At 67.3% G+C, this 24,174-nt stretch carries 18 protein-coding genes and 9 pseudogenes; 13 read left to right on the top strand and 14 right to left on the bottom strand.

Going from position 1 to position 24,174, the window contains the following annotated elements:
• Nucleotides 1-135: 135 nt before the first annotated feature.
• A complete protein-coding gene (locus OG206_RS32290; RefSeq protein WP_327122108.1) occupies nucleotides 136-1,020 on the bottom strand; it encodes an SDR family NAD(P)-dependent oxidoreductase in 885 nt (294 codons plus the stop codon).
• Between the two features lie 85 nt (nucleotides 1,021-1,105).
• The gene (locus OG206_RS32285; RefSeq protein WP_327122107.1) at nucleotides 1,106-1,945 is read right to left on the bottom strand and encodes an oxidoreductase; all 840 of its coding nucleotides are present in this window, start codon (nucleotides 1,943-1,945) and stop codon (nucleotides 1,106-1,108) included.
• 171 nt (nucleotides 1,946-2,116) lie between these two features.
• Between OG206_RS32285 and OG206_RS32280 the strand changes: the two genes are divergently transcribed.
• Together OG206_RS32280 and OG206_RS32275 are read left to right on the top strand one after the other, a co-directional pair.
• Nucleotides 2,117-2,662 carry a TetR/AcrR family transcriptional regulator gene (locus tag OG206_RS32280; protein WP_327122106.1) on the top strand — a complete coding sequence of 182 codons (546 nt, stop codon included), beginning with the start codon at nucleotides 2,117-2,119 and terminating at the stop codon, nucleotides 2,660-2,662.
• Nucleotides 2,663-3,071: 409 nt separating this feature from the next.
• Nucleotides 3,072-3,369, top strand: a pseudogene (locus OG206_RS32275) (transposase); the annotation flags it as partial.
• A gap of 731 nt (nucleotides 3,370-4,100) precedes the next feature.
• Here OG206_RS32275 and OG206_RS32270 read toward each other — a convergent pair.
• Nucleotides 4,101-4,616 (bottom strand): DinB family protein, encoded by a 516-nt coding sequence (locus tag OG206_RS32270; protein ID WP_327122105.1) that lies wholly within the window; start codon nucleotides 4,614-4,616, stop codon nucleotides 4,101-4,103.
• Nucleotides 4,617-4,736: 120 nt separating this feature from the next.
• On the opposite strand from OG206_RS32270, the gene OG206_RS32265 reads away from it, so the two are divergent.
• On the top strand, nucleotides 4,737-5,693 hold the full coding sequence (locus tag OG206_RS32265; protein ID WP_327122104.1) for a transposase family protein: 957 nt from the start codon (nucleotides 4,737-4,739) through the stop codon (nucleotides 5,691-5,693).
• An 86-nt stretch (nucleotides 5,694-5,779) separates the two neighbouring features.
• Here OG206_RS32265 and OG206_RS32260 read toward each other — a convergent pair whose 3' ends face one another.
• Together OG206_RS32260 and OG206_RS32255 are read right to left on the bottom strand one after the other, a co-directional pair.
• Nucleotides 5,780-6,079 carry a transposase gene (locus tag OG206_RS32260; RefSeq protein WP_327122103.1) on the bottom strand — a complete coding sequence of 100 codons (300 nt, stop codon included), beginning with the start codon at nucleotides 6,077-6,079 and terminating at the stop codon, nucleotides 5,780-5,782.
• A gap of 1,167 nt (nucleotides 6,080-7,246) precedes the next feature.
• Nucleotides 7,247-7,449, bottom strand: a pseudogene (locus OG206_RS32255) (transposase); the annotation flags it as partial.
• A 137-nt stretch (nucleotides 7,450-7,586) separates the two neighbouring features.
• On the opposite strand from OG206_RS32255, the pseudogene OG206_RS32250 reads away from it, so the two are divergent.
• Nucleotides 7,587-8,785, top strand: a pseudogene (locus OG206_RS32250) (IS3 family transposase).
• A gap of 235 nt (nucleotides 8,786-9,020) precedes the next feature.
• On the opposite strand, the gene OG206_RS32685 reads toward OG206_RS32250, so the two are convergent.
• The 3 genes and pseudogenes from OG206_RS32685 to OG206_RS32240 all read right to left on the bottom strand — a co-directional run bounded on the left by OG206_RS32685 (nucleotide 9,021) and on the right by OG206_RS32240 (nucleotide 10,864).
• Nucleotides 9,021-9,596 carry a transposase family protein gene (locus OG206_RS32685; RefSeq protein ID WP_442805928.1) on the bottom strand — a complete coding sequence of 192 codons (576 nt, stop codon included), beginning with the start codon at nucleotides 9,594-9,596 and terminating at the stop codon, nucleotides 9,021-9,023.
• 133 nt (nucleotides 9,597-9,729) lie between these two features.
• Nucleotides 9,730-9,822, bottom strand: a pseudogene (locus OG206_RS32680) (transposase family protein); the annotation flags it as partial.
• A 235-nt stretch (nucleotides 9,823-10,057) separates the two neighbouring features.
• Nucleotides 10,058-10,864 (bottom strand): SDR family NAD(P)-dependent oxidoreductase, encoded by an 807-nt coding sequence (locus OG206_RS32240; protein WP_327122102.1) that lies wholly within the window; start codon nucleotides 10,862-10,864, stop codon nucleotides 10,058-10,060.
• A 436-nt stretch (nucleotides 10,865-11,300) separates the two neighbouring features.
• Here OG206_RS32240 and OG206_RS32235 point away from each other — a divergent pair, with 436 nt between their 5' ends.
• The 3 genes from OG206_RS32235 (at nucleotide 11,301) to OG206_RS32225 (ending at nucleotide 15,974) form a co-directional block, all read left to right on the top strand.
• Complete coding sequence (locus tag OG206_RS32235) at nucleotides 11,301-12,680, top strand: CoA transferase (RefSeq protein ID WP_327122101.1); 1,380 nt, start codon at nucleotides 11,301-11,303, stop codon at nucleotides 12,678-12,680.
• A 486-nt stretch (nucleotides 12,681-13,166) separates the two neighbouring features.
• Nucleotides 13,167-14,942, top strand: coding sequence for a PP2C family protein-serine/threonine phosphatase (locus tag OG206_RS32230; protein ID WP_327122100.1), 1,776 nt, complete (start codon nucleotides 13,167-13,169; stop codon nucleotides 14,940-14,942).
• Nucleotides 14,943-15,602: 660 nt separating this feature from the next.
• Nucleotides 15,603-15,974: a hypothetical protein gene (locus OG206_RS32225; protein WP_327122099.1), complete on the top strand. Its 372-nt coding sequence runs from the start codon at nucleotides 15,603-15,605 to the stop codon at nucleotides 15,972-15,974.
• Between the two features lie 77 nt (nucleotides 15,975-16,051).
• On the opposite strand, the pseudogene tpg reads toward OG206_RS32225, so the two are convergent.
• A pseudogene (gene tpg, locus OG206_RS32220) lies at nucleotides 16,052-16,486 on the bottom strand (telomere-protecting terminal protein Tpg); the annotation flags it as partial.
• Here tpg and OG206_RS32215 point away from each other — a divergent pair.
• The gene (locus OG206_RS32215; protein ID WP_327122098.1) at nucleotides 16,467-16,706 is read left to right on the top strand and encodes a trypsin-like serine protease; all 240 of its coding nucleotides are present in this window, start codon (nucleotides 16,467-16,469) and stop codon (nucleotides 16,704-16,706) included. The pseudogene tpg and the gene OG206_RS32215 overlap by 20 nt on opposite strands.
• Before the next feature lie 56 nt (nucleotides 16,707-16,762).
• Here the strand turns inward: OG206_RS32215 and OG206_RS32210 are convergent, their stop codons facing one another.
• Both OG206_RS32210 and OG206_RS32205 read right to left on the bottom strand, forming a co-directional pair.
• Complete coding sequence (locus OG206_RS32210; protein ID WP_327122097.1) at nucleotides 16,763-17,173, bottom strand: hypothetical protein; 411 nt, start codon at nucleotides 17,171-17,173, stop codon at nucleotides 16,763-16,765.
• Between the two features lie 41 nt (nucleotides 17,174-17,214).
• Nucleotides 17,215-18,279 carry a transposase gene (locus tag OG206_RS32205; RefSeq protein WP_327122096.1) on the bottom strand — a complete coding sequence of 355 codons (1,065 nt, stop codon included), beginning with the start codon at nucleotides 18,277-18,279 and terminating at the stop codon, nucleotides 17,215-17,217.
• A 294-nt stretch (nucleotides 18,280-18,573) separates the two neighbouring features.
• Between OG206_RS32205 and OG206_RS32200 the strand changes: the two genes are divergently transcribed.
• On the top strand, nucleotides 18,574-18,753 hold the full coding sequence (locus OG206_RS32200; RefSeq protein ID WP_327122475.1) for a hypothetical protein: 180 nt from the start codon (nucleotides 18,574-18,576) through the stop codon (nucleotides 18,751-18,753).
• Between the two features lie 141 nt (nucleotides 18,754-18,894).
• Here the strand turns inward: OG206_RS32200 and OG206_RS32195 are convergent, their stop codons facing one another.
• On the bottom strand, nucleotides 18,895-20,313 hold the full coding sequence (locus OG206_RS32195) for an MFS transporter (RefSeq protein ID WP_327122095.1): 1,419 nt from the start codon (nucleotides 20,311-20,313) through the stop codon (nucleotides 18,895-18,897).
• Nucleotides 20,314-20,385: 72 nt separating this feature from the next.
• On the opposite strand from OG206_RS32195, the gene OG206_RS32190 reads away from it, so the two are divergent.
• Entirely contained in the window at nucleotides 20,386-21,372 is a 987-nt protein-coding gene (locus OG206_RS32190; protein ID WP_327122094.1) for a GlxA family transcriptional regulator, read from the top strand.
• A gap of 43 nt (nucleotides 21,373-21,415) precedes the next feature.
• On the opposite strand, the gene ectA is transcribed toward OG206_RS32190, so the two are convergent.
• Nucleotides 21,416-21,949: a diaminobutyrate acetyltransferase gene (ectA, locus tag OG206_RS32185; protein WP_327122093.1), complete on the bottom strand. Its 534-nt coding sequence runs from the start codon at nucleotides 21,947-21,949 to the stop codon at nucleotides 21,416-21,418.
• Nucleotides 21,946-22,107: pseudogene (locus OG206_RS32180) on the bottom strand (ectoine synthase); the annotation flags it as partial. The pseudogene OG206_RS32180 and the gene ectA, both read right to left, overlap by 4 nt.
• Before the next feature lie 95 nt (nucleotides 22,108-22,202).
• Between OG206_RS32180 and OG206_RS32175 the strand changes: the two are divergent.
• The 3 pseudogenes from OG206_RS32175 to OG206_RS32165 form a co-directional block, all read left to right on the top strand.
• A pseudogene (locus OG206_RS32175) lies at nucleotides 22,203-22,904 on the top strand (IS3 family transposase); the annotation flags it as partial.
• 12 nt (nucleotides 22,905-22,916) lie between these two features.
• A pseudogene (locus OG206_RS32675) lies at nucleotides 22,917-23,357 on the top strand (transposase); the annotation flags it as partial.
• Between the two features lie 20 nt (nucleotides 23,358-23,377).
• Nucleotides 23,378-23,584 (top strand): annotated as a pseudogene (locus tag OG206_RS32165) (IS30 family transposase); the annotation flags it as partial.
• Nucleotides 23,585-24,174 lie beyond the last annotated feature (590 nt).

The raw sequence follows: 24,174 nt of genomic DNA, 5'->3' as shown, positions 1-24,174 counted from the left end.
CGGTGCTGCGCAGGAGAGGAGCTGCACGCTCTACGGCGTGCGCCCTTCGCACAGAAGTTCGTTGTGATGATGTCGCCGGTCCTCCCGCGGCGGCGGCCGCGGCTGCGGGAGCTGGCGGGGCGGGCGGACCGCCGGTCAGCTCTTCTTGGGCGGGCGGACCATTTGGGCGACCGTGGAGTCGGCGAAGTCGCCGAGGCCGTCGAGGTCGGTGGACACGCTGAGGTCACGCCACTTCGCGTCCTCCGCTGCACGCGCATCGGTGATCTGCGGAGCGAGCCAGGCCGCGTCGGAGCCCAGAAGGAGCCGTGTCGGCGGGGCTGCCTCCTCAATGAGGCGCAGGATTACGGCGGCCATCTTGGCCGGGTCACCACGCTGCACGTCGGGGTTGTTGTTGTAGGTGCGGGCGAAGAAGCCTACTGTTTCCTGGTACTCGTCGTGAATGTCGGGCGTTGGCATCGGGGCGGCCGCCCAGGGGGTCTGGATGCCGCCCGTCTCGACCAGCGTGACGCGGACCCCGAAGGGGGCGACCTCACGCGCGAGGATCTCGGTGAACCCGCCCACCGCCCACTTCGACGACTGGTAGGCACTCAGGCCGGGCTGGTTGCGGCGGCCGCCGATGGTGGAGAGGTTGATGATGCTGCCCGAACGTCGCGGGCGCATCACCGGAAGCACGGCACGCACCATGTTGACCGCGCCGAAGAAGTTGACGTTCACATCACGGTGGAAATCATCCTCGGGCATGTCTTCGATCGAGCCGACGCTTCGGACACCTGCGCTGTTCACCAAAACGTCGACGGCTCCGAACTCGGCGACCGCGTGGGCGACCGCGTCACGGGCGGAAACCGGATCGGTTATATCCATGGCGCGTACACGCAGCCGGTCACGGTGCTCATTGGGGACGGGCACTGTGTCGGGTGCCAAGTCGGTTGCCACCACGTTATGGCCAGCGGCGAGCGCCGCCTCGACGACGTGGCCGCCCAGTCCTCCGGCCGCACCGGCTATCAGAAAGGTCTTGGACATTGCTTCTCACCTCTGCTGGGAATCGGTGGCAGGGCGGGCGGGGCCGGTACCTCGACCGGGCGACCGCCGGGCCCGCACGGTGCCGTCAGGCGGTGGGGTAGTCCGTGGAACGGCTTACCTCGGCCCACTTGTTGGCCTCGGCGAGACGGCCTTCCTCCGAGCTGATGGCGATGCCAAGGGCGTCACTGCCGAGCAGCAGCCGGCGCGGGGGCTCCTCGGCGTCTACCGCGCCGATGATCGCGCGGGCCATGCGGTCAGGGTCACCGGGCTCGTTGCCGGCGTAGTCAGCGAACCGGGCCAGCCACAGACCCACACTCTCCTCGTAGTCGGGGGTAATGGGACCTGAAGGCTTCGCCGCACCCGCGGCCCAACCGGTGCGGATGCCACCCGGCTCAATGATGGTGACCTTGACACCGAACGGAGCCACCTCGTTCGCCAGGGCCTCGGAGAACCCTTCGACGGCGAACTTTGCGGTCTGGTAGGCGCTCAGACCCGGCGTACCACCCACACGCCCGCCGATCGAGGAGATCTGGACAATATGCCCGGACCGCTGGCGGCGCATGACCGGAAGCACCGCCCGGGTCACGTTGACGACTCCGTACAGGTTGGCATCAACCTGCGCGCGAAACTCTTCCTCGGGAAAGTCCTCGATCGAGCCGCTGGTGGCGTAGCCGGCGTTGTTGACGACGACGTCGACCGAGCCGAACCGCTCCACCGCTGCGGCTACCACCTCCCGGGAGTGGGACGGAGAGGTGACGTCCAGCGCCACCGCCTCCAGCTGTTCCGGGTGCTCGGCCTTCAGGGAAGACAGTGCCTCCGGATTGCGGGAGGTCACCACGACGTTGTCGCCGGCCTCCAGGGCTGCGAGCACCAGCGCCTTGCCCAGGCCCTGCGAGCCCCCAGTGATCAGCCACGTCCTTGCCATTGCGCTCTCCTCGTTTCGTCACTTGCTTCACCGCTCCGGAATGAGGCAGCAACTCCACTGTAGAAGGAATGGCGCTAATTGCAACAGACATGATGCATTAACTGATCGTGTTGCATCTCACGTGAAGATGGTTGCCCGGTAAGTGAAGCTTTCGGATAGGCTCGCAGGACCATGAGAGCTGACGCTGCACGTAACCTGACTGCCGTCCTCCATGCCGGAGCTCGGCTCCTGGCCGAGGATCCGGGCACTTCCATGGCGGCCATCGCCGTCGCCGCCGGGGTGGACCGAACTACCGTCCACCGCCGCTTCGCAAACCGAGAAGCCCTGCTCAGCGCCGTCTTCCAGGCCAAGCTCGACTCCGCCGAACGTGTTCTGGACGAAGCCCGGCTGGTCGAGGCCCCCCTGCCGGTCGCCCTTCACCGCTACCTGGAGGGGATCATCCCCGTCAGCCGCGAATGGCCTCTCGACACGCGCGTCATGATGCAGAAGGACCCTGTCGCCCGTGTCCGCAGGCAGGAGCAGAGTGCGCGCCTCGACGCTTTCATCCATCGCGCGTTGGATGAGGGCTATCTGCGCTCCGACGTTGATCCCGCCTGGGCGCGGACGATCCTGGACGAACTCGTCGACGCTGTCGCCCACCGGTTCCCCGATCTGGAACCTCCGCAGGCCGCCGATCTTGTCGCCGCCACCCTGCTGAACGGCCTCAGCGCGGCCTGACACCTCCCCGACCGCAGATCTTGACGAGCCGCGCCCGGGTTCCCCCGCGCGCCCCTACGTCACCTGCGCGCCGCAACCACACATCACCGCCTTCCTGCCAACCCCCACCGCAGAGGCGTCAGGGATGGAATCGCGCTGCTCACGCCCGCATTTGAACAAACGGCAGGAAACACCATGGCCCTCGAACTCACAGGCCGCCGCACCCTTGTGACGGGATCCAGTTCCGGCCTCGGAGCCGCGATCGCCCGACTACTGGCTCCTCGATCAACAACAAGCCGTCCGCTGCCTGCCCCCACCCCACAACAATCACGCCCCGCACACCAAGAAGTCCCTGCTCATCGAACAGGGACTCCCCTTGCCACAACGCACTGAAGCGCATCCACCTGCTCTCGCACATCGCCAAGGCCCACCCAGAATTACCAAGGCATGGGCCGACAGCGGTTATCGAACCAAGGCCATCGACCACGGCGCCACCCTCGGCATCGACGTCGAAGTCACCCGCCGCGACCCTGGCCAGAAGGGCTTCAAGGTCATCCCCTGGCGCTGGGTCGTCGAGCGGACATTCGGTGGCTCATGAATCACCGCCGCCTCGCCCGCGACTACGAAACCCACCCGCACCGCTCCGAAGCCATGATCGCCTCGCGATGATCGACCTGATGAGCCGCAGGCTCACACGAGAGTCGACTACGAACTGGAAGCACTCATAGCCGCCGAGCCACGCTGACCCGCGCGTCCTTACCCCTCAACGCCTGCGGCCAGCGGCCATCAATGACACCCGCCATATCCCGGCAGGCGCCACAAGCGTTCTCCCGCCCTGGCAGCCACCAGTAATCCGACGATGACATGCCGGCGACCTGGATTCCGCACAGCGTCCTGTCGAAGATGCCGAAAGCATGGGAGACGTCGGCGGTGAGGCCGTCCGCGACGGCCCGCTCCCAACGCATGTCCACGGGCAAGTACGGCGGCCGCGGCCGCGCGACCTCGAACCACTCGCCACCCACATGGGTGGAGGCGTAGCACCAGGAACAGCCGCAGTGCGGGCCGCAGATTCACTGAGCCACCCAGCCAAAAGCCCGCTCACCCGAACCGCATAACACAAGGTCAGGCGGACGCCCAGCGGGACCCTGGACGGATCCCCGGGCATCTGTCCAGGGATCCCCGCCGCGAGCGGCTGCTGTGGCGCACCGTGTGGCCCGACACGCCCCGCGAGGGACACCCGCCGCTGGCCCTGGTGTTCACCAAAGCCGTCAGCGCTGAGCGATCAAGGCCGGCGGCGCGGCCCTCCAGGCCATCCTCGACGGCCGCCGCGCTTCGGCCAGGGCGGTGGTCACCGGTCGACGCCCAGGCGCACCCTGGAGACGTGACGGGCTCTCCCGCGATTGGTCGTGAGGCGTGTTGGCCTGGCCCCTGAGACAAGGACCCGCTACGCGGAGCCGCGCTAGTAATAGCCCTTCGTGCCGTCGAGCAACTCCCGGACGATGTCCGCGTGCCCCGCATGCCGCCCCGTCTCCTCGACGAGGTGGATCAGCATCCAGCGGAGGTTGGCGCTGCCGGATCGGAAGCCGGGGTGTCGGCCGATGTCGTCCGGGGAGGCCGTGGCAACGATCTCATTGCTGCGAACGCACTGGGCCTCGTACTCCGCGAGGAGCTCGGCGAGGGGGCGGCCGGCGGTGTGCCAGTCGGCGTCCTCGCTCGACTCGTCGAACGACGGGTTCTGCTTCTCGTCGCCGCCGAGGAACAACACCTCCAGCCACATGTGCTCGGTCCAGCGCATGTGGGAGATGAGACCGGCCATCGTCATGACCGGTGAGGTCGGGATGACCGGGCGGTGCGCATCCTCGTCGCTCAGCCCCTCGCATTTCCAGCGCAGGATCTGCCGCTGCAGGTCCAGCCAGCCGATGAGCGCGGTGCGTTCGTCCGCATGGAGCGGGGGGCGTTCCAGTTCCGATGTCATGCCGGCGCACGCTACCGGGGCGGTCGGAAGGGGACACCTGGATTTACGGGCTCTGCCGCGATTGATGATCTTCGTCACGGTTGGGACATCGGGATGGTGGTGCGCGTTATCCGAGTTGTGATGGCGCATCCCGCGTTCTGCGGTGTCCCGGAGTGGCTCTTGGGCGAGCTGGTCACAGAGCTCGCTGCGCGCTGGGAGGCCCGCTGCGAGTCCGAACGCCATGGCCGTCGTCAGGGTTCGCGCCGACGTGAGGCGGGGGCCGGGCCGAAGTACGAGCTGGTGTTCACCGACAGGCTGCTGGCCACGCTGGTGCACCTGCGGACCGGGCTCATCTATGAGGCGCTGGGCGTCATCTACCAGGTGGGCAAGTCGACGATCGGCCGGGCGGTGGCAGAGGTGAGGCCACTACTCGCGGCCCGCGGGTTCGCGGTGCCGCAGCGCCCCGGGCTGCGGCTGCGCACATTGGAGGACGTGTTCGCCTATGCCCAGGCCGAGGGGGTGACCCTGCGGATCGACGGGTTGGAGACCCAGGTGAGGCGCCCCAAAGCACACCGGCCCGGCCGACGTGCGTTTGTGTCGGGCAAGCGCAAGCAGAACACGGTCAAGACGACCACGATCAGCGATGGGCAGGGCCGGACCCTGTGGTCCGGAGCGGTGCGTCCGGGCCGGATGCATGACCAGACCTGCGTGCGCACCGAGAGCATCGCCGAGCAGTTCTGCCTCCACCCCGGCGTGAAGGCAGAGGTGGACGACGGCTACCGGGGCCTTGCGAACGAGTTCCCCAACCAGTTCTCCGCCCCGCCACGACGACCGAAGGACCTGGACGACCTGCCGGTCACCGAGTACTACGGCTGGCGCGAGCGCAAACGCCGCCAGTCCTCACGCCGGATCTGCGTCGAACACGCCAACGCCGAACACCGCCAGTGGCATCCGCTCCAGAGATACACCGGGCGACGTGACACCTACGGCGAAACCCACGCAGCGATCGCTGGCCTGGTCTCCGACCGCGCCGCCAAGCGCACCACCCAGCGGCAGACGAGCACCGAACTCGTGCCCGTCCGCCCAATGACCTGCTGAACCAACCACCAGCCGAACCTCCAGGGTGCTGCACAGCCGCTTCACGCCGTAGCGGCGCTGGAGGTCGGCGACACACTGGAAGCGGTTCACCAGCGCGTCTCCCCGGCGAAATACTTCGCCGCTTTGCGCAGGATCTCGCGTTCCTCCTCGAGCTCGCGGACCTTCTTCCGCAGGGCCGCGTTCTCCGCCTCCAGCGGAGCCGGCGGCTGGGCCGACTCTTGCGTCCGGCGTCCCCGGGGCCGGCTTGCTCCAGCCGCCCTCACCCAGTTCCGCAGCGTCTCCGGATTGATCCCCAGATCGGCGGCAACCGACCTGATCGTCGCTTCCGGCCGCGACTCGTACAGCGCGACCGCGTCCGCCTTGAACTCCGGCGGGTAGTTCTTCATGACCACGAGATGTCCGTTCTCAGATCCTCAGGATCCAGTGTCTCGTGTGTCCAACATCAGGGGTCAAGGCCCGACTTCTGTGTCCCGGTTGGCTCAGCCTCGGCCACAGCAGATCCCCGGTTTGGATCACCGGTGTGCCCATACGGGTCGCTTCCGGGAGTCCCCCGAGCGAAAGATGCTCGGTGGGGGTAGGTCGCTTCGCGCAAGGTGAACTTGGGATCTGTGAGGAGATCAGCTGTGTACGCAGTAATTCGGCGTTACGAAGGAGTGACTGACTCTGCCGAGGCAGGACGCCGAGTGGATGAGGGATTCGTGCCTCTCCTCCGCCGAGTCCCCGGATTCGTGGCCTACTACTGGGTGGACGCCGGGGACGGAGTGATGGTCTCTACCAGCGTCTTTGAAGACCAGTCCGGGGCCGGAGAGTCGATCGAGCGGGCGGCGGACTTCGTAAGGGACAACCTCGCGTCGCTGCTCCCCAACCGTCCTCAGGTCACGGCCGGCACGGTTGTGGCTGCTGGGTAGCGACCTACGAAGGGTGCCTCTGAATCCCAGCCACCTCCACTCCGACGACCTGGCCCTTCACGAAGTTCCGGTCAGAGCCCTGAAGGCTCTGACCGCGATTTCGGGAAGGGCAGGGTTGGCGGCTCTGCGTGTGTCGGAGGATGGGCTTCAGGAGTCTCTCGGCTTCGCTACGGACACCAGCGTAGTCATCGGCCGCCAGTTCCTGCAGTTGCTGGATGAGTCGGCTTTCGCCTTCCTCGGTCATCCAGTTGGGGTCACAATCCACTGCTGCGCTGAGTTGGTCCAAGGTCCACGTGTCTGCCGCACAGGAGAGGGCTGCCAGGACGGTACGCAGCCCCCGGATATCTCCTCGAGCCAACAATGCCTCCGACGTCTCCTGGGTCACCGCCGTGTCCTGAGCGTCTAGCAGCAGCTGGTGGAGAACGTCGGCTACCTCTACGAGTTCTGCCGAAGCTGCGAGCCGCCGACCCGCATCAGCTCTCACGGACCACAAAGGTGAGTCCGCATCCTCCATTCCGCATCCTCCATTGCTGCAGTCAGCTCTTGATCGGGACCGGTCGGTGTCATATCCCCATCATGACAGCGCAAGGCTCCGCTGAGCTGGGACTTTCTCCTCCCCCACCCGAGGGCGGCGTCCCATTCTCGGATGAGGATTCTCGTCCGAAGGAGAGCGAAGGAGGCCGGCCGTACATTGCTCTCTTGAGCGTTTTGACCCGGTTGACGTGGCCTTCCACGACGCCGGAGCTCCAGTGGAGGGTAAGTCCGGCGGTGACGGCGTCGAGGTCTTGGCGGAGGAAGCCAGCAAACCCGCTCATTGGTTTGGGGGCGTCCTGCTCGGCTTGTCGGATCCATTCGAGCAGGAAGGGTCCGTGGCGATTGCGGACCAGGTCGGTGAAGGCTCGGGCGAGGTCGCAGGGGGCCTTGACCCCGGATCTTGGACACCGGAGAGACTTGGATCTTGATGGTCCAGGAGAACCGAGTCCCCGTGGGGATGAAGCACTATCCCGCCGAGTTCAAGGCGGACGCGGTCGCGTTGTACCGGTCGAGGCCGGAAGCGACGATTAAGTAGGTCGCCGGTGATCTCGGGGTGAACACCGAGACACTGCGGAACTGGATCCGGGCCGCCGACGGGCGCCGCCCCGGCGCCCACTCCGCACCGACGTCCGCTTTGCAGGCCGACGGCGACGGTGTTGAGGCAGAGTTGGCCGCAGCCCGGAAGAGGATCCGTGAACTGGAGGAAGAGCGCGACATCCTGCGCAAGGCGGCCCGGTATTTCGCGACGGAGACGCGCTGGTGCACCGCTGCCAGTTCGTTGACGACCACCAGCGCCGGTTTGGCGTGAAGCGGCTCTGCGACATCCTTGGCATCTCCCGCTCGAGCTTCTACTACTGGCGTCGCACCGCGGCCGCAAGGGCAGTCCGGCAGACCGTCGAGGACGGGCTTGCAGCCCGGATACGCAAGGTCCACCAGGACTCCGACGGCACTTATGGAGCCCCCAGGATCACCGCCGAGCTCCGTAACGAGGGCGGCCAGGTTGTCAACCACAAGCGGGTCGCCAGGATCATGCGGACGATCGGGCTCCAGGGGTCCGTCTGCGCGGCCGACACAGCACCACCGTCGGGGGCCAGGCGTCGCCGAAGGCGCCGGATCTGATCGGCCGTGACTTCACCGCGGCCGCGGTGAACACGAAGTACGTCGGCGACATCACATACCTGCCGCGAAACCGCTCTATCTCGCGACCGTCATCGATCTCGCCTCACGACGGCTGGCCGGGTGGGCCATCGCCGATCACATGCGAACCGAGCTCGTCATCGACGCCCTCGCGGCCGCCGAGCGGACCCGCGGGAGCCTGGCCGGTGCGGTGATGCACACCGATCACTGCTCGCAATATACGAGCAGGGCCTTCGCTGAAACCTGCAGGTCAGCAGGGGTCCGGCAGAGCATGGGGGCGATCGGGACCAGCGCGGACAACGCTGCCGCGGAAAGCTACAACGCCGCCTTCAAGAGGGAGACACTCAAGGGCCGCAAAGGCTGGTCGAATGAGGATGAGGCACACTCGACGCCTTCCGCTGGCTGACCCGATACAACACCCGACGCCGACACTCCCGCCTCAGTCAGCGGTCCCCGATCGCCTACGAGAACGACTTCCAAGCAACAGCGACTACGCTGGTCCAAGCCGCATAGACGTGTTCAAAATCCGGGGTCAAGGCCCACGGGGCCGAGGCTAGGGATGCTCGCCCGGTTCCGGCACCTCAATTTCTGCATGTCCACACAGTCACCGCCAACGCAACCTCTTCGAGCCGGACCTCACGCCTTGATCTGATAGGTCCCACCCTGCGTCAACCCCCGAAGGATTTACGAGCTCGAGGACTTACGACCTTGGGAGCGATTGAGTCGGGACGGGCTGGCTGGTGGGTGGTCAGCAGGTGGCTTTCCGGACGAGCACCAGGTCGGTGCTCAGTTTGCTGCGGGTTTGCCGCTGGGCGGAACGGTCGGAGACCAGTCCGGCGATGGCGAGGTGCGTCTCGGTGTAGGTCTCGCGGCGGCCGGTGAACCGCTGTAAGGGGCGCCGCTGCTTGTACTCGGCGTTGGCGTGCTCCACGCAGATCCGAGCTGAAGACTGCTGGCGCCGCTGCTCGCGCCAGGCATACCGCTCGCCCGGCGGGGCATCGTCCTTCGGTTTCTTCGGCGGCGCGCTGACCTGGGCTGGGAACTCGTTCGCCAGGCCCCGGTAGCCTCCGTCCACCTCTGCCCTCACTTTCGGATAGTGGCAGAATTGCTCGGCGATGCCCTCGGTACGCACGGCCGTCTGGTCGTGCATCCGGCCCGGCCGCACCACCCCGCTGAACAGCGTGCGCCCCTGCCCGTCGCTGACGGTGGTGGTCTTGATCGTGTTTTGCTTCTTCCTCCCGGAGACGAAAGCTTTTGCGGCCGGGGCGGCCCGCGAGCGGGCGTCTGACCTGTACCTCAGTCCCGTCGATGCGCAGGTCCACATCCTCGGCGTCGGCGTAGGCGCACACATCCTCCAGCGTGCGGAGCCGTAGCCCCGGCCGGTTGGGGACTGCGTAGCCGCGCGTCGCCAGCAGCGGGCGGACCGTCCGGATTGCTGCGGAGACGGTGGAGCGGTCCACCCCATACAGCTGGGCCAAGGCAGCGTGGGGCAGTCCGAGTCGAAGGTGGACCAGCGTGATCAGGAGCCGGTCGATGAAGATGAGACGCACCTTGGGCCCCGCGCCGGCTGCACGTCTGCGATCTCCGCCTCTTCGCTCACGCAGGAACGACTCATGGGCGGCCTGCCACCGCGGGGCGAGTTCTTCGAGCAACTTGCCGAAGTGTGGGCGCGAGACCCCGGACAAGGCAGGATGCGAACAGCCGCACGGACCCAGGTAAGCATCACAACTCACCAACCCGTGCCGCCCATCGCACGTCACGGCGGCCGAACCAACCCCGTGTAAGTCAGAAGCTCTTGTGGAACCCGGCGTCAATGGCGAAGTCGGCACCAATGGTGCTTGCCGACCGTGGTGAAGCCAGGAGCAAGATGGCGTCAGCGACCTCTTGCGGATCGATCAGACGGCCTGTCACCTGCCCCATCATCTGCGGGGCCATGGTCTCCAGGACGGTCTCACGGTCGGTGCCGGCCATTCCGGCGATGACGTCTGCGGCTCCCCCCTTCTCCGTCCACCACGCGGTCCGCACCGCACCCGGGGATACTGTGTTGACCCGGATCCCCTGGGGGCCGAACTCCTCCGACAGTGCCTTGGTGAGATTGGACAGTCCTGCCTTGGCGGCTCCGTACTCGATGTTGACGCTCGCGGGCTGACGGGCCATACCGGTGGAGACGTTGACGATGGAACCGCCACCGCGCTCGATCATCCGGGGAATCGCGGCGCGGATCATACGGACGGTCGAGAACAGGTTGAACTCGAAAATGGCCTGCCACTCGGCGTCGTCACCGTCGAAGAAGCCGGTGCGAGGCATGGTGATGCCGGGTGGCGGCCCGCCCGCGTTGTTCACCAGGATGTCAAGCACACCGAAGTGTGCGATCGCGCGATCGACGACTCGACCCGCTGTATCCGGGTCCATCAAGTCGGCCGACACATGGAGGAGGCCGGCCCCCTTGAGGTCCTTCAGTTCCGGCGTCATCCGACGAGAGACTGCCACCACCTTGGCGCCCTCTTCCAGCAGGGAACGGGTGACAGCCAACCCGATGCCCTTGGACGCGCCGGTAACGATGGCGACTCGGTCTAAAAGCTTCAGGTCCACGGTTGCCCTTCTCTTGAAAGCGGATTCCCATCCCGCAGGGCACAGGAACGCACCCTTTTCCGAGCGGGTTCGAGAACTATGGTGCTCCGTCCCCAAGGGTCGTGCTGGCAGGATTCCGACATCACGTTCTGGGCAGGCACAGGCCTCAAGCACGCAAAGCCGGGGGCTGCCAGCAGCGCCGAAATGGTGCAGCGGTCTCCGCCGTAGAGTCCGACCAAAGCGGCGTGGAACAGTCCGAGCCGAACTTTCACCAACGTGACCTACCGTGCGACCTCACATCCACCCGTCGTTATCGCCCCCAAGGTCGTTAGCGGATGAGCGTTGTGGTTGTCGGGCGTGCACTTGGCAGGGGCCTGCTTCTCGGGCCTTGCCAAGTGCCGGGTGCGTGGCGGCCGGGACCTTTCCCGTATGTGGCACTCGGTGCCATAGTGCGGGTGTGACCTCTCCATTCTTCGCAGGTGCTTCGCAGGCTTGGGCGGCACTGGGTGCCGATCCTTCTCTACTCGACCGGCTGTCCTACGGTGGGCCGTCCGGAGGGCTGCCGGCGCGGCTGCCCGTGATCGAGCTGGCGCGGGCCGCCGTCGCGGTGTGCTCGCTCGCGGCCGCCGAGCTCGTTTCTGTGCGCACGGGGCGGCCCGTGCCCCGGGTGCGGGTCGATGACGAGTCGGTCGCGACGGCGTTCCTCAGCGACCGGCTGGTGCGGGTCGACGGGCATGCGTGGTCGACCTTCGCGCCGCTGTCCCGGTTCTGGCGGGCGGCCGACGGATGGGTCCGTACGCACGCCAATTACCCGCACCATCGGGCCCGGCTGCTCGCCGCCCTCGGGGTGCCGGGGGATGCCGGAGCGGAGGCGGTGGCGCGGGCGATCGAGGAACGTACCGCGCTGGAGGTGGAGGAGACCGTGTACGCAGCGGGTGGTCTGGCCGTCGCGGCACGCGGCCCCGAGGAGTGGGCCAAGAGCAAGCAGGGGACCATGGTCGCGGGACAGCCGCTGCTGACGATGACGCGGCTAGACGACGCCCCGAAACGGATGCGCGGTGCCGTCGCGCTGCCGTGCGCGGGGCTGCGCGTCCTGGATCTGACCCGGGTGCTCGCCGGGCCGGTCGCCACCCGCACGCTGGCGCTGCTCGGGGCGGACGTGCTGCGGATCGACGCCCCACAGCTGCCGGAGAGCCAGGAGGCCCACAACGACACGGGGATGGGGAAACGCTCGACCACCCTGGACCTGGGGGACGCGACCGGCCGCCGGATGTTCGAGGAACTGCTCGATGAGGCTCATGTGGTGGTCACCGGTTACCGGCCGGGCGCACTGGACCGGTTCGGGCTGACGCCCGAGGCGCTCGCCGGGCGCCGTCCGGGCCTCGTGATCGCCCAGCTGTCCGCATGGGGTCACTACGGGCCGTGGCGCGAGCGGCGCGGCTTCGACAGCCTGGTCCAAGTGGCCACCGGCATCGCCGAACTGGAGGGCTCCGCGGACTCGCCCGGCGCGCTGCCCGCCCAGGCGCTCGACCACGGCACCGGCTATCTGCTGGCGGCCGGGGTACTGCGCGCGCTCGCCGAGCAGCACCATACGGGCGGCACCCGGCTGGTCCGCCTGGCCCTGACGCAGACCGCGCACTGGCTGGTCCACGACCTAGCCCCCGCCTCGGACGAGGACGACGGCTTTGACACCGGCCGTCGGCTGACCGAGACGGACAGCCCCATGGGCCGGCTGCGACACGCACTGCCGCCGGTGTCGTACGAGGGAGGCCCGGTGAACTGGGCACGCTCACCCGGACTGTGGGGCACGGACGCCGCAGTCTGGGGCGGCGCCTGACGGAAACCTGGCCGCCATCCACAACGTTCAAACCCGCCAACTGAAGCGCTCAGTCACAAGTGGGTTCCGGTCCGTCCGCAGTGCGCAGGGCCAGAAGTTGAGCTCGATACAGTCGATGTCGGTGAGATCCACCTGGTAAGTAAGCAGAAGAAGAGCCGCAAGCACCGGAGCGTCAACCGCACACCGCGGCCCATGGGCCGGCAGAACGACGACCTCCACGACTCCGGGTACGCCTGCCTGCCTCACCGTCGCAAAGCCCCTCTCCGGTGCACCGAAGCAAGGCTGAGCTCGTCGACGGCCGGGCGTTTCCCGCCACCGCGCGGATGCACGTCGATGGGGAGCAGATGAAGTTCGATCTCATCGCGAACATGTACGCCGTGTGTCTGGGTCGGGAGCCCGGAGCAGTTGGCCTTCCATTACCCGAGGCTCGCTCTCGTCGTACCCGAACACGCGGTAGCCGCCGCGCCTGTCACTGACGGTGATGCCGTGCGGGGGGCTGTCTGCCTGCTGTGGCCCTCCTCGCACCCCGCGAGTCTGGGACGGGAGGAGCGCAAGGAAATCAGCAGCTTCTGCCGACGGGCGGGAGCGCTGCTGGGCTCCGCCGGAAACGCGGGGCGCCCGCTTGTGGCCGGTACCCGTCCCCGGGTGGTCGAACCGGTCCGCCCCCACCAGCCGTCCCGGGCCGAGGCCATGGCCGCACACGATTTTGCCTCCCGACTGCCTGGGGCGCTGTCCCTGGACCTGGAAGGCCGGATCACCTTCGTCAGTGACGCGGCGGCCGATCTCCTCGGAGCGGGGGCCGCCGAGTTGCTGGGCGTACGTCCGTGGGAACACCTGGCATGGTTCGGCGGGCGTACCTTCGAGGACCGTTTCCGTGCAGCCGTCATCGGTCGCCGGCCCGGGCACTTCACCACCACGAGGGCACCGGGGCGAAGGCTTTTTGTCCGCCTCTTCCCCGATGCCACGGGCGTGAGCGTCGACATCACCCTTATGCGGTCCGCACCGTCCCGCGACCCGGAGGAATCCGCGTACGCGCGGACTTCTCCGGGGGCGGCCGGGGCCTCCACGCTCTACCACCTGATGCACCTGGCGGCGAGCCTGACCGAGACCGTGGGTGTTCAGGACGTGACCGAGCGGGTCGCCGACCAACTTGTTCCCGTCTTCGGCGCCGCGGGCCTGGTCCTCATGACCGTCGAGGGAGGACGCCTGCGCATCGTCGGTCACCGAGGTTACGATCCTGAATTCCTCGCCCGCTTCGACGGCGAACCCCTGTCCTCGCACACACCGCCTGCGAAGGCTCTGACCGACCAGAAGCCCCTCTTCTTCGACACTTTCGAGAAGTTCCGGTCCACCTACCCGGACGCCGTCGCCTACAGCGGCAGAGACGCCTGGGCATTCCTCCCCCTGGTGATCCGCGGCCGTACCGTCGGACTCCTGGTCCTGTCCTACGGCAGGAGCAGACCCTTCCCGCCTTCCGAACGCAACCTTCTGAGCTCAGTAGCGGGCCTGGTCGCCCAAGCACTGGACCGGGCCCGCCTCTACGACGCCAAGCACCACCTCGCCCACGCACTCCAGCACGACCTGCTGCCCCGGGAACTGCCCGCCCTACCCGGTCTGCGGGTCGCGGCCCGCTACCTGCCCGCCAGCCACGGCATGGACATCGGCGGCGACTTCTACGACATGATCCGATGCGACGCCACCAGCGCCGCAGCGGTCATCGGCGACGTCCAAGGCCACAACGTCCAGGCGGCCGCTCTGATGGGCCAGCTACGCACCGCCATCCACACCCAAGCTGCCGCCGGCACCCGCCCTGGCGAACTCCTGGCCCGCACCAACCAGCTCATGTGCGACCTGAACCCGGGCCTGTTCGCCAGCTGCCTCTACGCCCACCTCGACCTGGCCGAACACCGGGCCGCGTTCGCCACGGCCGGACACCCACCACCCCTGCTGCGCCTTCCCGACGGCCAGACCGAAGCCCTCCACCTGCCCGCCGGCCTGCTGCTCGGCGTCGCACCTGACGCCGAGTACACCACCACGGACATTTCGCTGCCCGCAGGCTCGACCCTGGCCTTCTTCACCGACGGCCTCGTTGAGAGCCCCGGCATCGACATCGATCACGCCGTAGGCGAACTCGCCGACCGCCTCGCCCACTCCCCCACCCACGACCTCGACGCCCTGGCCCACGTCCTCCTCCAGCACGCCCTGCGCACCACACCCCGCACCGACGACATCGCCATACTGCTGATGCACACCACCGGCTGACCGAAACACCCCGGGCCGGACTGCTTCGGGCGTCCTGCCGCATGTGTGCGCCGCAGCAGTCCCGAACTCGCCGACCGAAGCAATCAACCCGGGCATGCTGGAGGGCGTTCACGTCAGCTCAAGCTGAGGCCGCGCTCCCCCAGGGCAGCGCGGAGCACACGCAAAGCCTTGGGGCCCACGCCGTGCAGGGCCTTCAGCTCCTCCTCGCACGCACCGGCGAGCTGGCTGAGCTCGTTGTATCCCGCGACTGCGAGAGCGCGCGAATCGCCGGCGCTCCCATGCCACGAGGAAGCCCTGTGTCAGCTTCGGTAGATTCCATGATGCGATCGTGACACGTGGTCGTCGTCCCTGCTGCCGAGACGGACAAGCTCAGCCCCGCGCCGGATCACTGGCCGACGTGAACCACTCGGGGCGCATCGGAGGCAGTAGGCGCGAGGCTCGACCAGAGCGCGGACCTGTGAGTACTCGTTCCGCCAAGTCGACCGCTCAGCCGCCAGGTGAAGCGCTCAGTCACACTTGAGCCGAAGCACGATAGTTGTCACCGGTGGAGCCGAATATGCTGGCAGAACAGCTGGGTCGAAGCACCCTGGTTGTCACCTGGGAGGCAGGCTACTTGTCACAGACGCTCATTCAGCAGCCGTTCTGTCACCAGGTGGAGGCGTGACGCGCGACGAGCTCGCCAGGATGCTCGGCGAGCAGACCACGGCATGTGGACCCGCACGCGACGCGTTGATCACCGGCGGAACCTTCATCGTCTCGGACGGCCCTACTCCTGCCGACCACCTCGCACGCATCTACCGGAGGCGGCTCCGTCTTACCCAGAAGCGCGGCCAGCCGACACTGGCTCTCGCTGCCACCGTGGACCTCTTGTTCCAGGCGGCAGAGGAGCCTCTCCGCATCGGACGCATCAACGCGGCAGACACATCCTGGACGTTCATGCTCTTCCTCAACGCCAGTGCTACCGCAGTACTTGCCTGCACCGGCGTTGCCAGAAGCAAGCCCCCGGATGAGCCAGCCACCGGCGCGAATTGACAACGCGCCTGCCTTGGTGACAACTATCGCGCCTCGGCTCAACACTTGCTCCTGCATGCCGCGATAAACGGCTGCAATTAGTAGTCCAGATCCAGATAGTCAATGTCGTTGATGGCCACGTCTGAAATTCCGAGGGCGCGGTTTCCGCCGTCCTGGAAGTAGATGTCCTGGAAGCCTTCGGCGATGATTGTGCGCATCTGCTGGTCGCTGGCGCCGGTGTTACGGGCGTCGAAGAGGCGTTGTGCGTAGGCGGGTGGGAGGGGGACGGTGAGACGTCGGAAGCGTCCGTCTTCGGTCGTGCCGACCGGTGCGGAGTACCCGAACTTGGCCCTCATCTCCACGGTGATGCCGCCCGAGGCGGCGGCCTGCTTCTGCCGGCGCTTGCGCACCAGGGGTTGCCAGCGTGCCCGGACCGCGTCGTCGATATTCGCGGCGACGTCGGCGCGGGGATGCTTGCGGGCGCCGCGCCGGTAGCGGTTGACGGAGTCGGCGGTGACACCGATCTCCTGCGCCGGCGTCTACAGCGAACCCGGCGCGCCCTTCGACACCACGGGCAGGTTCTGCGCAGGCCTGGCCAACGGCGAGAAGGCTGTCTGTAACAGCGACGCGGGCGGCCCCGCGGTCCTGGGCGGCGTCGTCGTCGGCATCACCTCCGGCGGCGGTCCCGGGTGCGACCAGCCTTCCCCCTGCAGCAGCGCCTCGTACTTCAAACGGTGGCTCGAGTCGCAGTGAGCCACTGATGCTCCTATTGGTAGTCAAGGGAGGCCGAGAACCTGGTGGTGGTCCGGTCAGGTTTGGTAGGGGTGAAGGGCGACGCTCTCGGATCGGACGTTGATGTCAACCCAGGACTCGTCCAGGCCGCTGGGGATCGGTGTTGCCAGATCGAACAGCACGGACCAGGGGCCCATCTGTAGATGGGCGGCGCCGTTTTCCGTGAGGTGGAGGAGGCCGCGCATGATCACCCGGTCGCCTTCCTGTCGGAGTCCCGCCTCGACAGAAGGGGCCGGCCGGGTGTTCTGGCCCCAGTGGACGTCGTCGTCGACGGTCCATTCGACAAGGTGTTGGCCGTCTGCCTCTTGCGGGGCACCGCCCCAGAGCACCACCACGGACCCGATGGGGGTATGAACCCGAACTGTCATGGGCCGCTGCGAGGTCTGCGGCAGGCTCTGGGTGCGGACGAACATCGCCTCATCATCCATGATGTGGCGTCTTCGGGACGAGGAGTTGTTGGGTGGCTGCGTTAAGCGGCGGTGAGCCAGTCGCGGTAGGCATCTGCGAGGGCGTCGTCGCGGCGTGTGCCGCGTTCGAGGCACGAGATCACCGCAGGCCAGACGTCGAAGTGTTCTGCGACGGTGGTGCGGGTGATGTTCTTGGCCTGGCGTGCGGGCCGGAGGTCGGCGATGTCCGGGACGGCGACGGGCGTGGTGAGGTAGCGGAAGATCTCCCGGGCGATCGCCCTCTTGAGCAGGCGGATTATCTCCTTCTTGGTGCGTCCGGCGGCGGTCTGACGGGCGACATATTCACGGGTGCGGGCGTCGCTGGACACGCGGACGAGAGCGATGCGGTAGAGGGCTGAGTTCGCTCCGCGGTCGCCGCCCCGGGAGAGACGGTGGCGGTTGGTCCTGCCGCTGGAGGCGGGGACGGGTGCAACGCCGCAGAGGGCCGCGAAGGATGCCTCCGTGCGCAGGCGGTCAGGGTTGCCGCCGGCGGTCACCAGCAGCGGGGACGCGGTGTCGGGGCCGACACCGAACGCAGCACGCAGGCCGGGGTTGTGCTCGGTGGCGGCAGCGCCCGGGGCAGTGGTGAGAGCGTCGTGTTCCGCACTGAGGGCCTGAACTCGGCGGGCGAGGCTCTTCAGAGCCGTCAGGAGAGCGACGCGCGGTCCATCGCCCGTGGGACGGAGTCGAGAGATCGCGTCGACCTGTGTCTTGCCGCGCAGAGCGGTGTACTTGACTCGGATGTCATCCGGAGCAGTGATGAGGATGTGCGCGATCTGGTTCCACGTGGCGGTGCGGGCGTTGACGGCGGACCGTGCGGCGTTGTGGAGGGCGCGTATCCCGCTGACCGGGTCGGCACGGGTGAACCCCAGGCCGTAGGAGGAGGTCCCTTCGACACCGACGGCCGTCACCGTGCCGTGGGCGTTCAGGAACGCGACCGCCGCGGCGTATCCGGCCGACGTGGTGGGGAACTCGGCGTCGGCGACGTGGCCGCCCCGGTCGGTGATGACCGCGACATGGATCGTGTCCGCGTGGGAGTCCACTCCGCCGAACACCGCATCCAGTTCGGTGGCGGGTGCGATCGTCACGGTCATCCTGTCAGCTGCCTTCCCGGGCCCGAGGTGACGCCGGCCGGGTGGGTCAGACAGGACATTGAGGGGGCCTCTGGCCAAGCTCCTATCAAGTCACGTTCCACCCGGCCGGAGCCATGGAGAACGGGTCCCGGCAGTCGGACAGAACAGTCGCAGGACAGCCCAGCAGGACGTCAGTCAGACCCTGAGCCACGACCACCGGAACCCGCTACGAGTATCAATGTCAGACCCCTCTCGTAGCGTTTCATCTGTGACCGGCACAGGGGGTGCCGGGGCGGAGGGGAGACGTCTGTGTACCGGCAGGGCGACGTACTGATGGTGGCGCTGGACGAGTCGGAGGTGCCCGCGCACTTCCTCGACGCGCCGGGTGAACTGCGGGACGGCCGGGGGAGGCTGGTCCTGGCGCTCGGCGAAGTCACCGGCCACGCCCACGCCGTGCAGGGACCCGGCAGGCTGATGCGGGAGGCGTGAGCTGCGCCCAGGTGGCCGGGAGCTCGATCTTCGCTCAGTGGGCGGCCAACGTCCCGAATGCGGGGGAGAAGTGTGTCTTCGGACCGCTTCGGGACGCAGCTCGATCCGGTGCTTCGGACAACGCGACGGACGATATCGGTCTCACGTTGTGGTCTGCCTCGATGATGCCGTCTCGCGGTAGAAGGGCACCGAGGTTGTAGCGTATGTGGAGGGGGCGCGACGGATGACAAGGGAGAGCAGTGCGGCTGCGGCGCAGGCGGCGCCGAGGAGTACCCAGACGAGGTCGTAGCTGCCGAAGGTGTCACGGGCTACGCCGCCTAGGAAGGCTGCGAGCGCGGCGCCGATCTGGTGGGAAGCGTTGACCCAGCCGAAGACGATGGCGCTGTCCTCGCCGTAGAACTCGCGGCACAGGGCGATGACGGGTGGGACCGTGGCGAGGTCGAGGAGGCCGAAGGCGACCACGAAGACCATTATGGCCGGGCTGACTGTGGCTGCCATCGTCAGGGGGAGCAGGATAAGTAGGACTCCGCGCAGGGCGAAGTAGACGGCGAGCAGGCGGCGGGCGTCCATGCGGTCGGTGAGCCAGCCGGAGGCGATGGTGCCGGCGACGTTGAAGATGCCGATGAGTGCGAGCAGGGTCGACGCGGTGGTGACAGCCATGCCGTGGTCGTGGGCGGCCGGGGTGAAGTGGGTCCACATGATGCCGTTGGTGGTGGCGCCGCAGATCGCGAAGGCGGCTGCGAGCAGCCAGAAGGGGGCGGTGCGTGCGGAGTTCCGCAGGACAGTGAGGGTGCGGCGGGCTACCCCGGTGACGGGTGCGGGCTTGGGGACATACTCGGTGCTGCCGTAGGGGCGTTGGCCGATGTCGGCAGGGTGGTCTCGCAGGATCAGCCAGACGATCGGGGCGATGGCCAGAGCGGCGAGCGCGAGGGTGACCAGGGCGGGGCGCCAGTCGTAGTGGTCGATAGTCCAGGCCAGTGCGGGCAGGAAAACCATCTGGCCGAAGACGCTGCCGGAGGAGAGGATGCCGGTGACCAGGCCGCGCCGGGTGGTGAACCAGCGGTTGGTGACGGTGGCGCCGAAGGCCATGGCCATGGAGCCGGTGCCGAGGCCGATGAGGAAACCCCAGAAGAGGATGAACTGCCAGGAGGCGCTCATCAGCGTGGTCAGCAGTGAGCCTGCCGCGACGGTAGTCAGGGCGACGACGACGACACGGCGGATGCCGAACCGGTCCATGAGGGCGGCAGCGAAGGGTGCGGTGAGCCCGTACAGGACCATGTTCACCGAGGAGGTGAGGCCGATGGTGCCGCGTGACCATTGGAATTCGTCTTGGAGGGGGCCGAGGAGGATGCCGGGCATCGTGGAGAAGGATCCGGCGACCACGATGGCAAGTGCGGCGACCGCGGCGACCCACCGTGCTCGTTGATCGGTGTGGCGGCTCTTGTCCGGGCGTGCTGGTCGTTCTCCGGATCGTTCGGAGCCTTGCTGCGTATACGGGTTCGGCTCCGGACGGCTGGTGTGCTCCTGCTGGGTTCGAGGTTGTCCGGTGTCTTCTTCCATGTGGTCCATCCTTCGTGTGGTGGTGCCCCTCGAACCACTGGCCAGCTGGACATGTAGTGAAACGATCTGGCCATGGGTGCTGTGAACGAGGAACCGGTGCACCGGGTGGTCACGCTGGTCCGCCCGGGTCTGCTGCCGATGGAGCTGGGTATCGTCCATCGGCTGTTCGGCACGGCGGTCGGCGACCACGACCGGCCGTTGTACTCGGTGGTGACGTGTGCGCCGGAACCGGGCGAACTGACCACGGACGCGGACTTCACGGTGAACGTGGAACACGGGCCTGAGGTTCTGGAGAGCGCCGATACGGTGCTCGTTCCAGCCGCCATCGAGGACTACGGCCCTCAGGAACGCGGACGGCTGGCGGAGCCGGTGCGTCGGGCACTGGAGCGGGTCCCGGCCGACGCGCGGGTGGCCTCGATCTGCACCGGGTCGTTCGTGCTCGCGGCGGCGGGGTTGCTCGCGGGGCGACGGGCGACGACGCACTGGAAGTCGTGCGACGAGCTGCGAAGCCTGTACCCGGAGGTCGACATCGACCCGGATGTCCTCTACACGGACGACCGGGGCGTGCTGACCTCAGCGGGGGTCGCCGCCGGCATCGACCTGTGCCTGCACATGATCCGGAGCGACCACGGGGCAGACGTGGCGAACACGGTCGCCCGGCGCACTGTCGTACCCCCGCACCGGGAGGGCGGGCAGGCGCAGTACATCGAGCAGCCGGTCTCGGAGCCAGGTGGCAGCTCGACCTCCGCCGCACGCGACTACGCACTGGGTCACCTTGGCGACCCGCTGTCTTTGGAGGACTTGGCCCGTGAGACGTCGACCAGTGTGCGGACGTTGAGCCGGCGGTTCATCCACGAAACCGGGACGACACCGATGCGCTGGCTGGCCGGCCAGCGGCTGCAGCTCGCGCGGCAACTGCTGGAGCGGACCGACGAGCCGGTGGACAGGATCGCCGCACGGGCCGGCTTCGGCACAGGGACTGCGATGCGCCAGCACTTCCGTGAAGTGCTGGGTGTGTCACCACGCGCGTACCGCAACACGTTCCGGGGAACGAAGTGAGCGGTACACGCGCGGTGCTGTCCTCAGGCGGCAACGTGTTGCGTTAGGTGGCTCGGGGAGCGAGTGGGCCAATTCGGTAGAGCACTTCGTCGTGGTGCCCGCCGGGGAAGAGGTCGCTCGAGAAGAGGATTCGAGTGTTCACCTCGGCCGAGTACCACTTGGCGATCTTCTTCAGGACCATGATGATGGCCTTGTTGTCGGCGGAGACGGTGGCCTCGATGAAGCGAGCGCCTTGTTCGACGGCGCGGTCGGCGGCGCGTTCAAAGATCTGCACCCCGAGCATCGGGATGCCGTGGCGTGGCTTGGCAGCTTCCTGCCACACCAGGTAGGTGTCGGGTTCGTCAGGGCGGAAGTATCCGGTTAGGAAACCGACGACCTCGTCCTCGACGGTGGCCACTAGGGACGTGGCGGCGAAGTCCCGGCACCACAGGGCGTAGTAATAGGGGCTGTTGTTGTCAAGAGCGTCGGTCTGGTCGACCATCTGCCACAGGGTGTAGGCGTCTTCGATGTGCGGGGTGCGGTACTGCGGGCGTGTTGGCGTGCCCCGCGTGGCGGTGCTGGTGGTGAGGGTGGTCATGCGGTGGCCTCCTCGGTGAGCAGCGGGTAGACGCCGTTGGTGTCGTGGTCTTCACGTCCGGTGACGGGCGGGTTGAAGACGCAGACGAAGCGTGAGTCGACCTTGGGGCGCAGGGTGTGCTTCTCGCATCCGTCGAGGAGGTACATGGTGCCGGGTGAAGCTTCCCCTTGATCGTGGACACCTGGAGACTGGGATCTTGAGGTTCCAGAGGAAGTAGCACCAGGTGGGAAGCAAGTAGACGAAGCGGTACACCGAGGAGTTCAAGCGAGACGCGATCGCGCTCGTCGACTCCTCGGGCAAGACAGTCACCGCCGTCGCCCGGGAGCTCGGCATCAGCTCCGAGTCCCTGCGCGGCTGGTACCGCAAGGCCAAGGCAGACCGGGGAGAGGGCGCCCCCGGGGAGCTGACCAGCGCCGAGCGCGAAGAGTTGAAGCGGCTGCGCAAGGAGGTCCGCCGAACAGCAGCAGACGATCGAAATCCTGAAAAAAGCGACAGTCTTCTTCGTGAAGGACAACGACCGGTGAGCGAGCTGTACCGGTTGATCCACACGGAGAAGGCGACGTACCCGATCGTCCTGCTGTGCCGAGTACTGAAGGTCGTCCGCTCTTCCTACTACGCGTGGCGCGAGGGCGAGGCCGCCCGCCGTGCCAGGCAGGCCGCCGACGACGCGCTCGCACACGAGATCACCGTGCTGCACATCGCTTCCCGGCACACCTACGGCGTCCCCCGCATCCACGCCGAACTGCGCCGCCTGGGCCGACGGGTGAACCGCAAGCGCGTCGCCCGCGTGATGCGCGAGCGCGACATCCGCGGCGTCACCCGGCGCAAGAGGCATTCGCTGACCCGGCCGGACGCGAAGGCCAAGCCGGCACCGGACCTGATCGGCCGCGACTTCCATGCCGAACGCCCCGGGACCAAGCTGGTCGGCGACATCACCTACCCGCCCACCGCCTAGGGCTGGCTCTACCTCGCCTGCTGGCTGGACCTGGCCACCCGCGAGGTCGTCGGCTACGCCATGGCCGACCACCACCGCGCAGAGCTCGTCGTCGACGCTCTCGAGATGGCCCACGGCCGGGGCGGTCTGGAGTCCGGCTGCGTGGTTCACAGCGATCGCGGCAGCGAATACACATCGACCCAATTCCGACATTGCATAAGAGAGTTGGGGCTACGGCAGAGCTGCGGACGCACCGGATCATGCTTCGACAACGCCGCCGTGGAGAGCTTCTGGGCCCTCCTCAAGGAGGAGATCGGCACCCGCATCTGGCCCGACCGGGCCACCGCCCGCGCCGAGGTCTTCTCCTTCATCGCGACCTTCTACAACCGCCGCTGCCTGCGCAAACACAAGACCTTCGGCTACCTCACCCCGGCCGAGGCCAGGCAGCGGCATCAGCACACCCTTGCGGCATAACGATCACGTGTCTGAGATCACGGGGAAACTTCACCTGGGACCAGGGCCGCGAGCTGGCTCTGCACCAGGACATCGAGACCCTCACCGGCTTCCGAATCTACTTCTGCGACCCTCACTCGCCCTGGCAGCGGAGCACGAACGAGAACACCAACGGCCTGCTCCGGCAGTACTTCCCCAAGGGCACCGACTTGTCCGTGCACACCGCCCGCAACCTCCGGGACGTCGCCCGAGCGTTCGTGGGGGTTCACCGGGCAGGTCGGACGGGGTGCGCGCACGGTGGTGAACGGTGGAGGCCGTCAGTGCACTGGACAAAGACCAGGACAACGGAGGGTGCTGAGCAGATCGGATTCGAAACTGCAACCCTCTGGTCCGTAGGCGCGTTTCACCCCGGACCGTAAGGTGCCGACCAGCCATTCAGCGCCGACGATCCACGGTCGTGGACCGGTGTCGGTCCACCGCTGTGTGCCGGTGTGCGTGGCTGTTGATGTCAGGCGTTGATGTCAGGGTGTCGTCCGCTTTTCGCTGGTCAAGCACCGTTGGCCCATGTGTCGACTTCTTACGACGGTGTCCTACGTGGTGAGCGGGTAGGTCTTCAACATGGGCTCTCCAACTTCACCGAGGGACGATCAAATCGGTGAGTTGCCCCGCAGTTGGCATCCGACCGCGGTCTGCCCCGAGCCTGACGACGCAGCCCCGAACCTCACGACGCAGCAGTACAACCAAAAGGAGAGGTCAGCGGTCTCACGTGTGTCCGGCACCCACCCGTCGGCCGTCCTGTCAGCGACAGGCGTGGTCGTGCGCTGCCTGTCCACACTCT

It is taken from the genome of Streptomyces sp. NBC_01341, from assembly GCF_035946055.1.
Taxonomy (GTDB): Bacteria; Actinomycetota; Actinomycetes; order Streptomycetales; family Streptomycetaceae; genus Streptomyces.
Note: the sequence above shows the minus strand (reverse complement) of the source record. Positions and strands in the feature narration are given on the sequence as shown.

Excerpts from the sequence above, each read along its gene's own strand:
- OG206_RS32290 (WP_327122108.1), bottom strand. The coding sequence starts at position 1,020 with ATGTCCAAGACCTTTCTGATAGCCGGTGCGGCCGGAGGACTGGGCGGC.
- OG206_RS32285 (WP_327122107.1), bottom strand. The coding sequence starts at position 1,945 with ATGGCAAGGACGTGGCTGATCACTGGGGGCTCGCAGGGCCTGGGCAAG.
- OG206_RS32280 (WP_327122106.1), top strand. The coding sequence starts at position 2,117 with ATGAGAGCTGACGCTGCACGTAACCTGACTGCCGTCCTCCATGCCGGA.
- OG206_RS32270 (WP_327122105.1), bottom strand. The coding sequence starts at position 4,616 with ATGACATCGGAACTGGAACGCCCCCCGCTCCATGCGGACGAACGCACC.
- OG206_RS32265 (WP_327122104.1), top strand. The coding sequence starts at position 4,737 with ATGGCGCATCCCGCGTTCTGCGGTGTCCCGGAGTGGCTCTTGGGCGAG.
- OG206_RS32260 (WP_327122103.1), bottom strand. The coding sequence starts at position 6,079 with ATGAAGAACTACCCGCCGGAGTTCAAGGCGGACGCGGTCGCGCTGTAC.
- OG206_RS32685 (WP_442805928.1), bottom strand. The coding sequence starts at position 9,596 with ATGTGGACCTGCGCATCGACGGGACTGAGGTACAGGTCAGACGCCCGC.
- OG206_RS32210 (WP_327122097.1), bottom strand. The coding sequence starts at position 17,173 with ATGGATGATGAGGCGATGTTCGTCCGCACCCAGAGCCTGCCGCAGACC.
- OG206_RS32195 (WP_327122095.1), bottom strand. The coding sequence starts at position 20,313 with ATGGAAGAAGACACCGGACAACCTCGAACCCAGCAGGAGCACACCAGC.
- OG206_RS32190 (WP_327122094.1), top strand. The coding sequence starts at position 20,386 with ATGGGTGCTGTGAACGAGGAACCGGTGCACCGGGTGGTCACGCTGGTC.
- ectA (WP_327122093.1), bottom strand. The coding sequence starts at position 21,949 with ATGACCACCCTCACCACCAGCACCGCCACGCGGGGCACGCCAACACGC.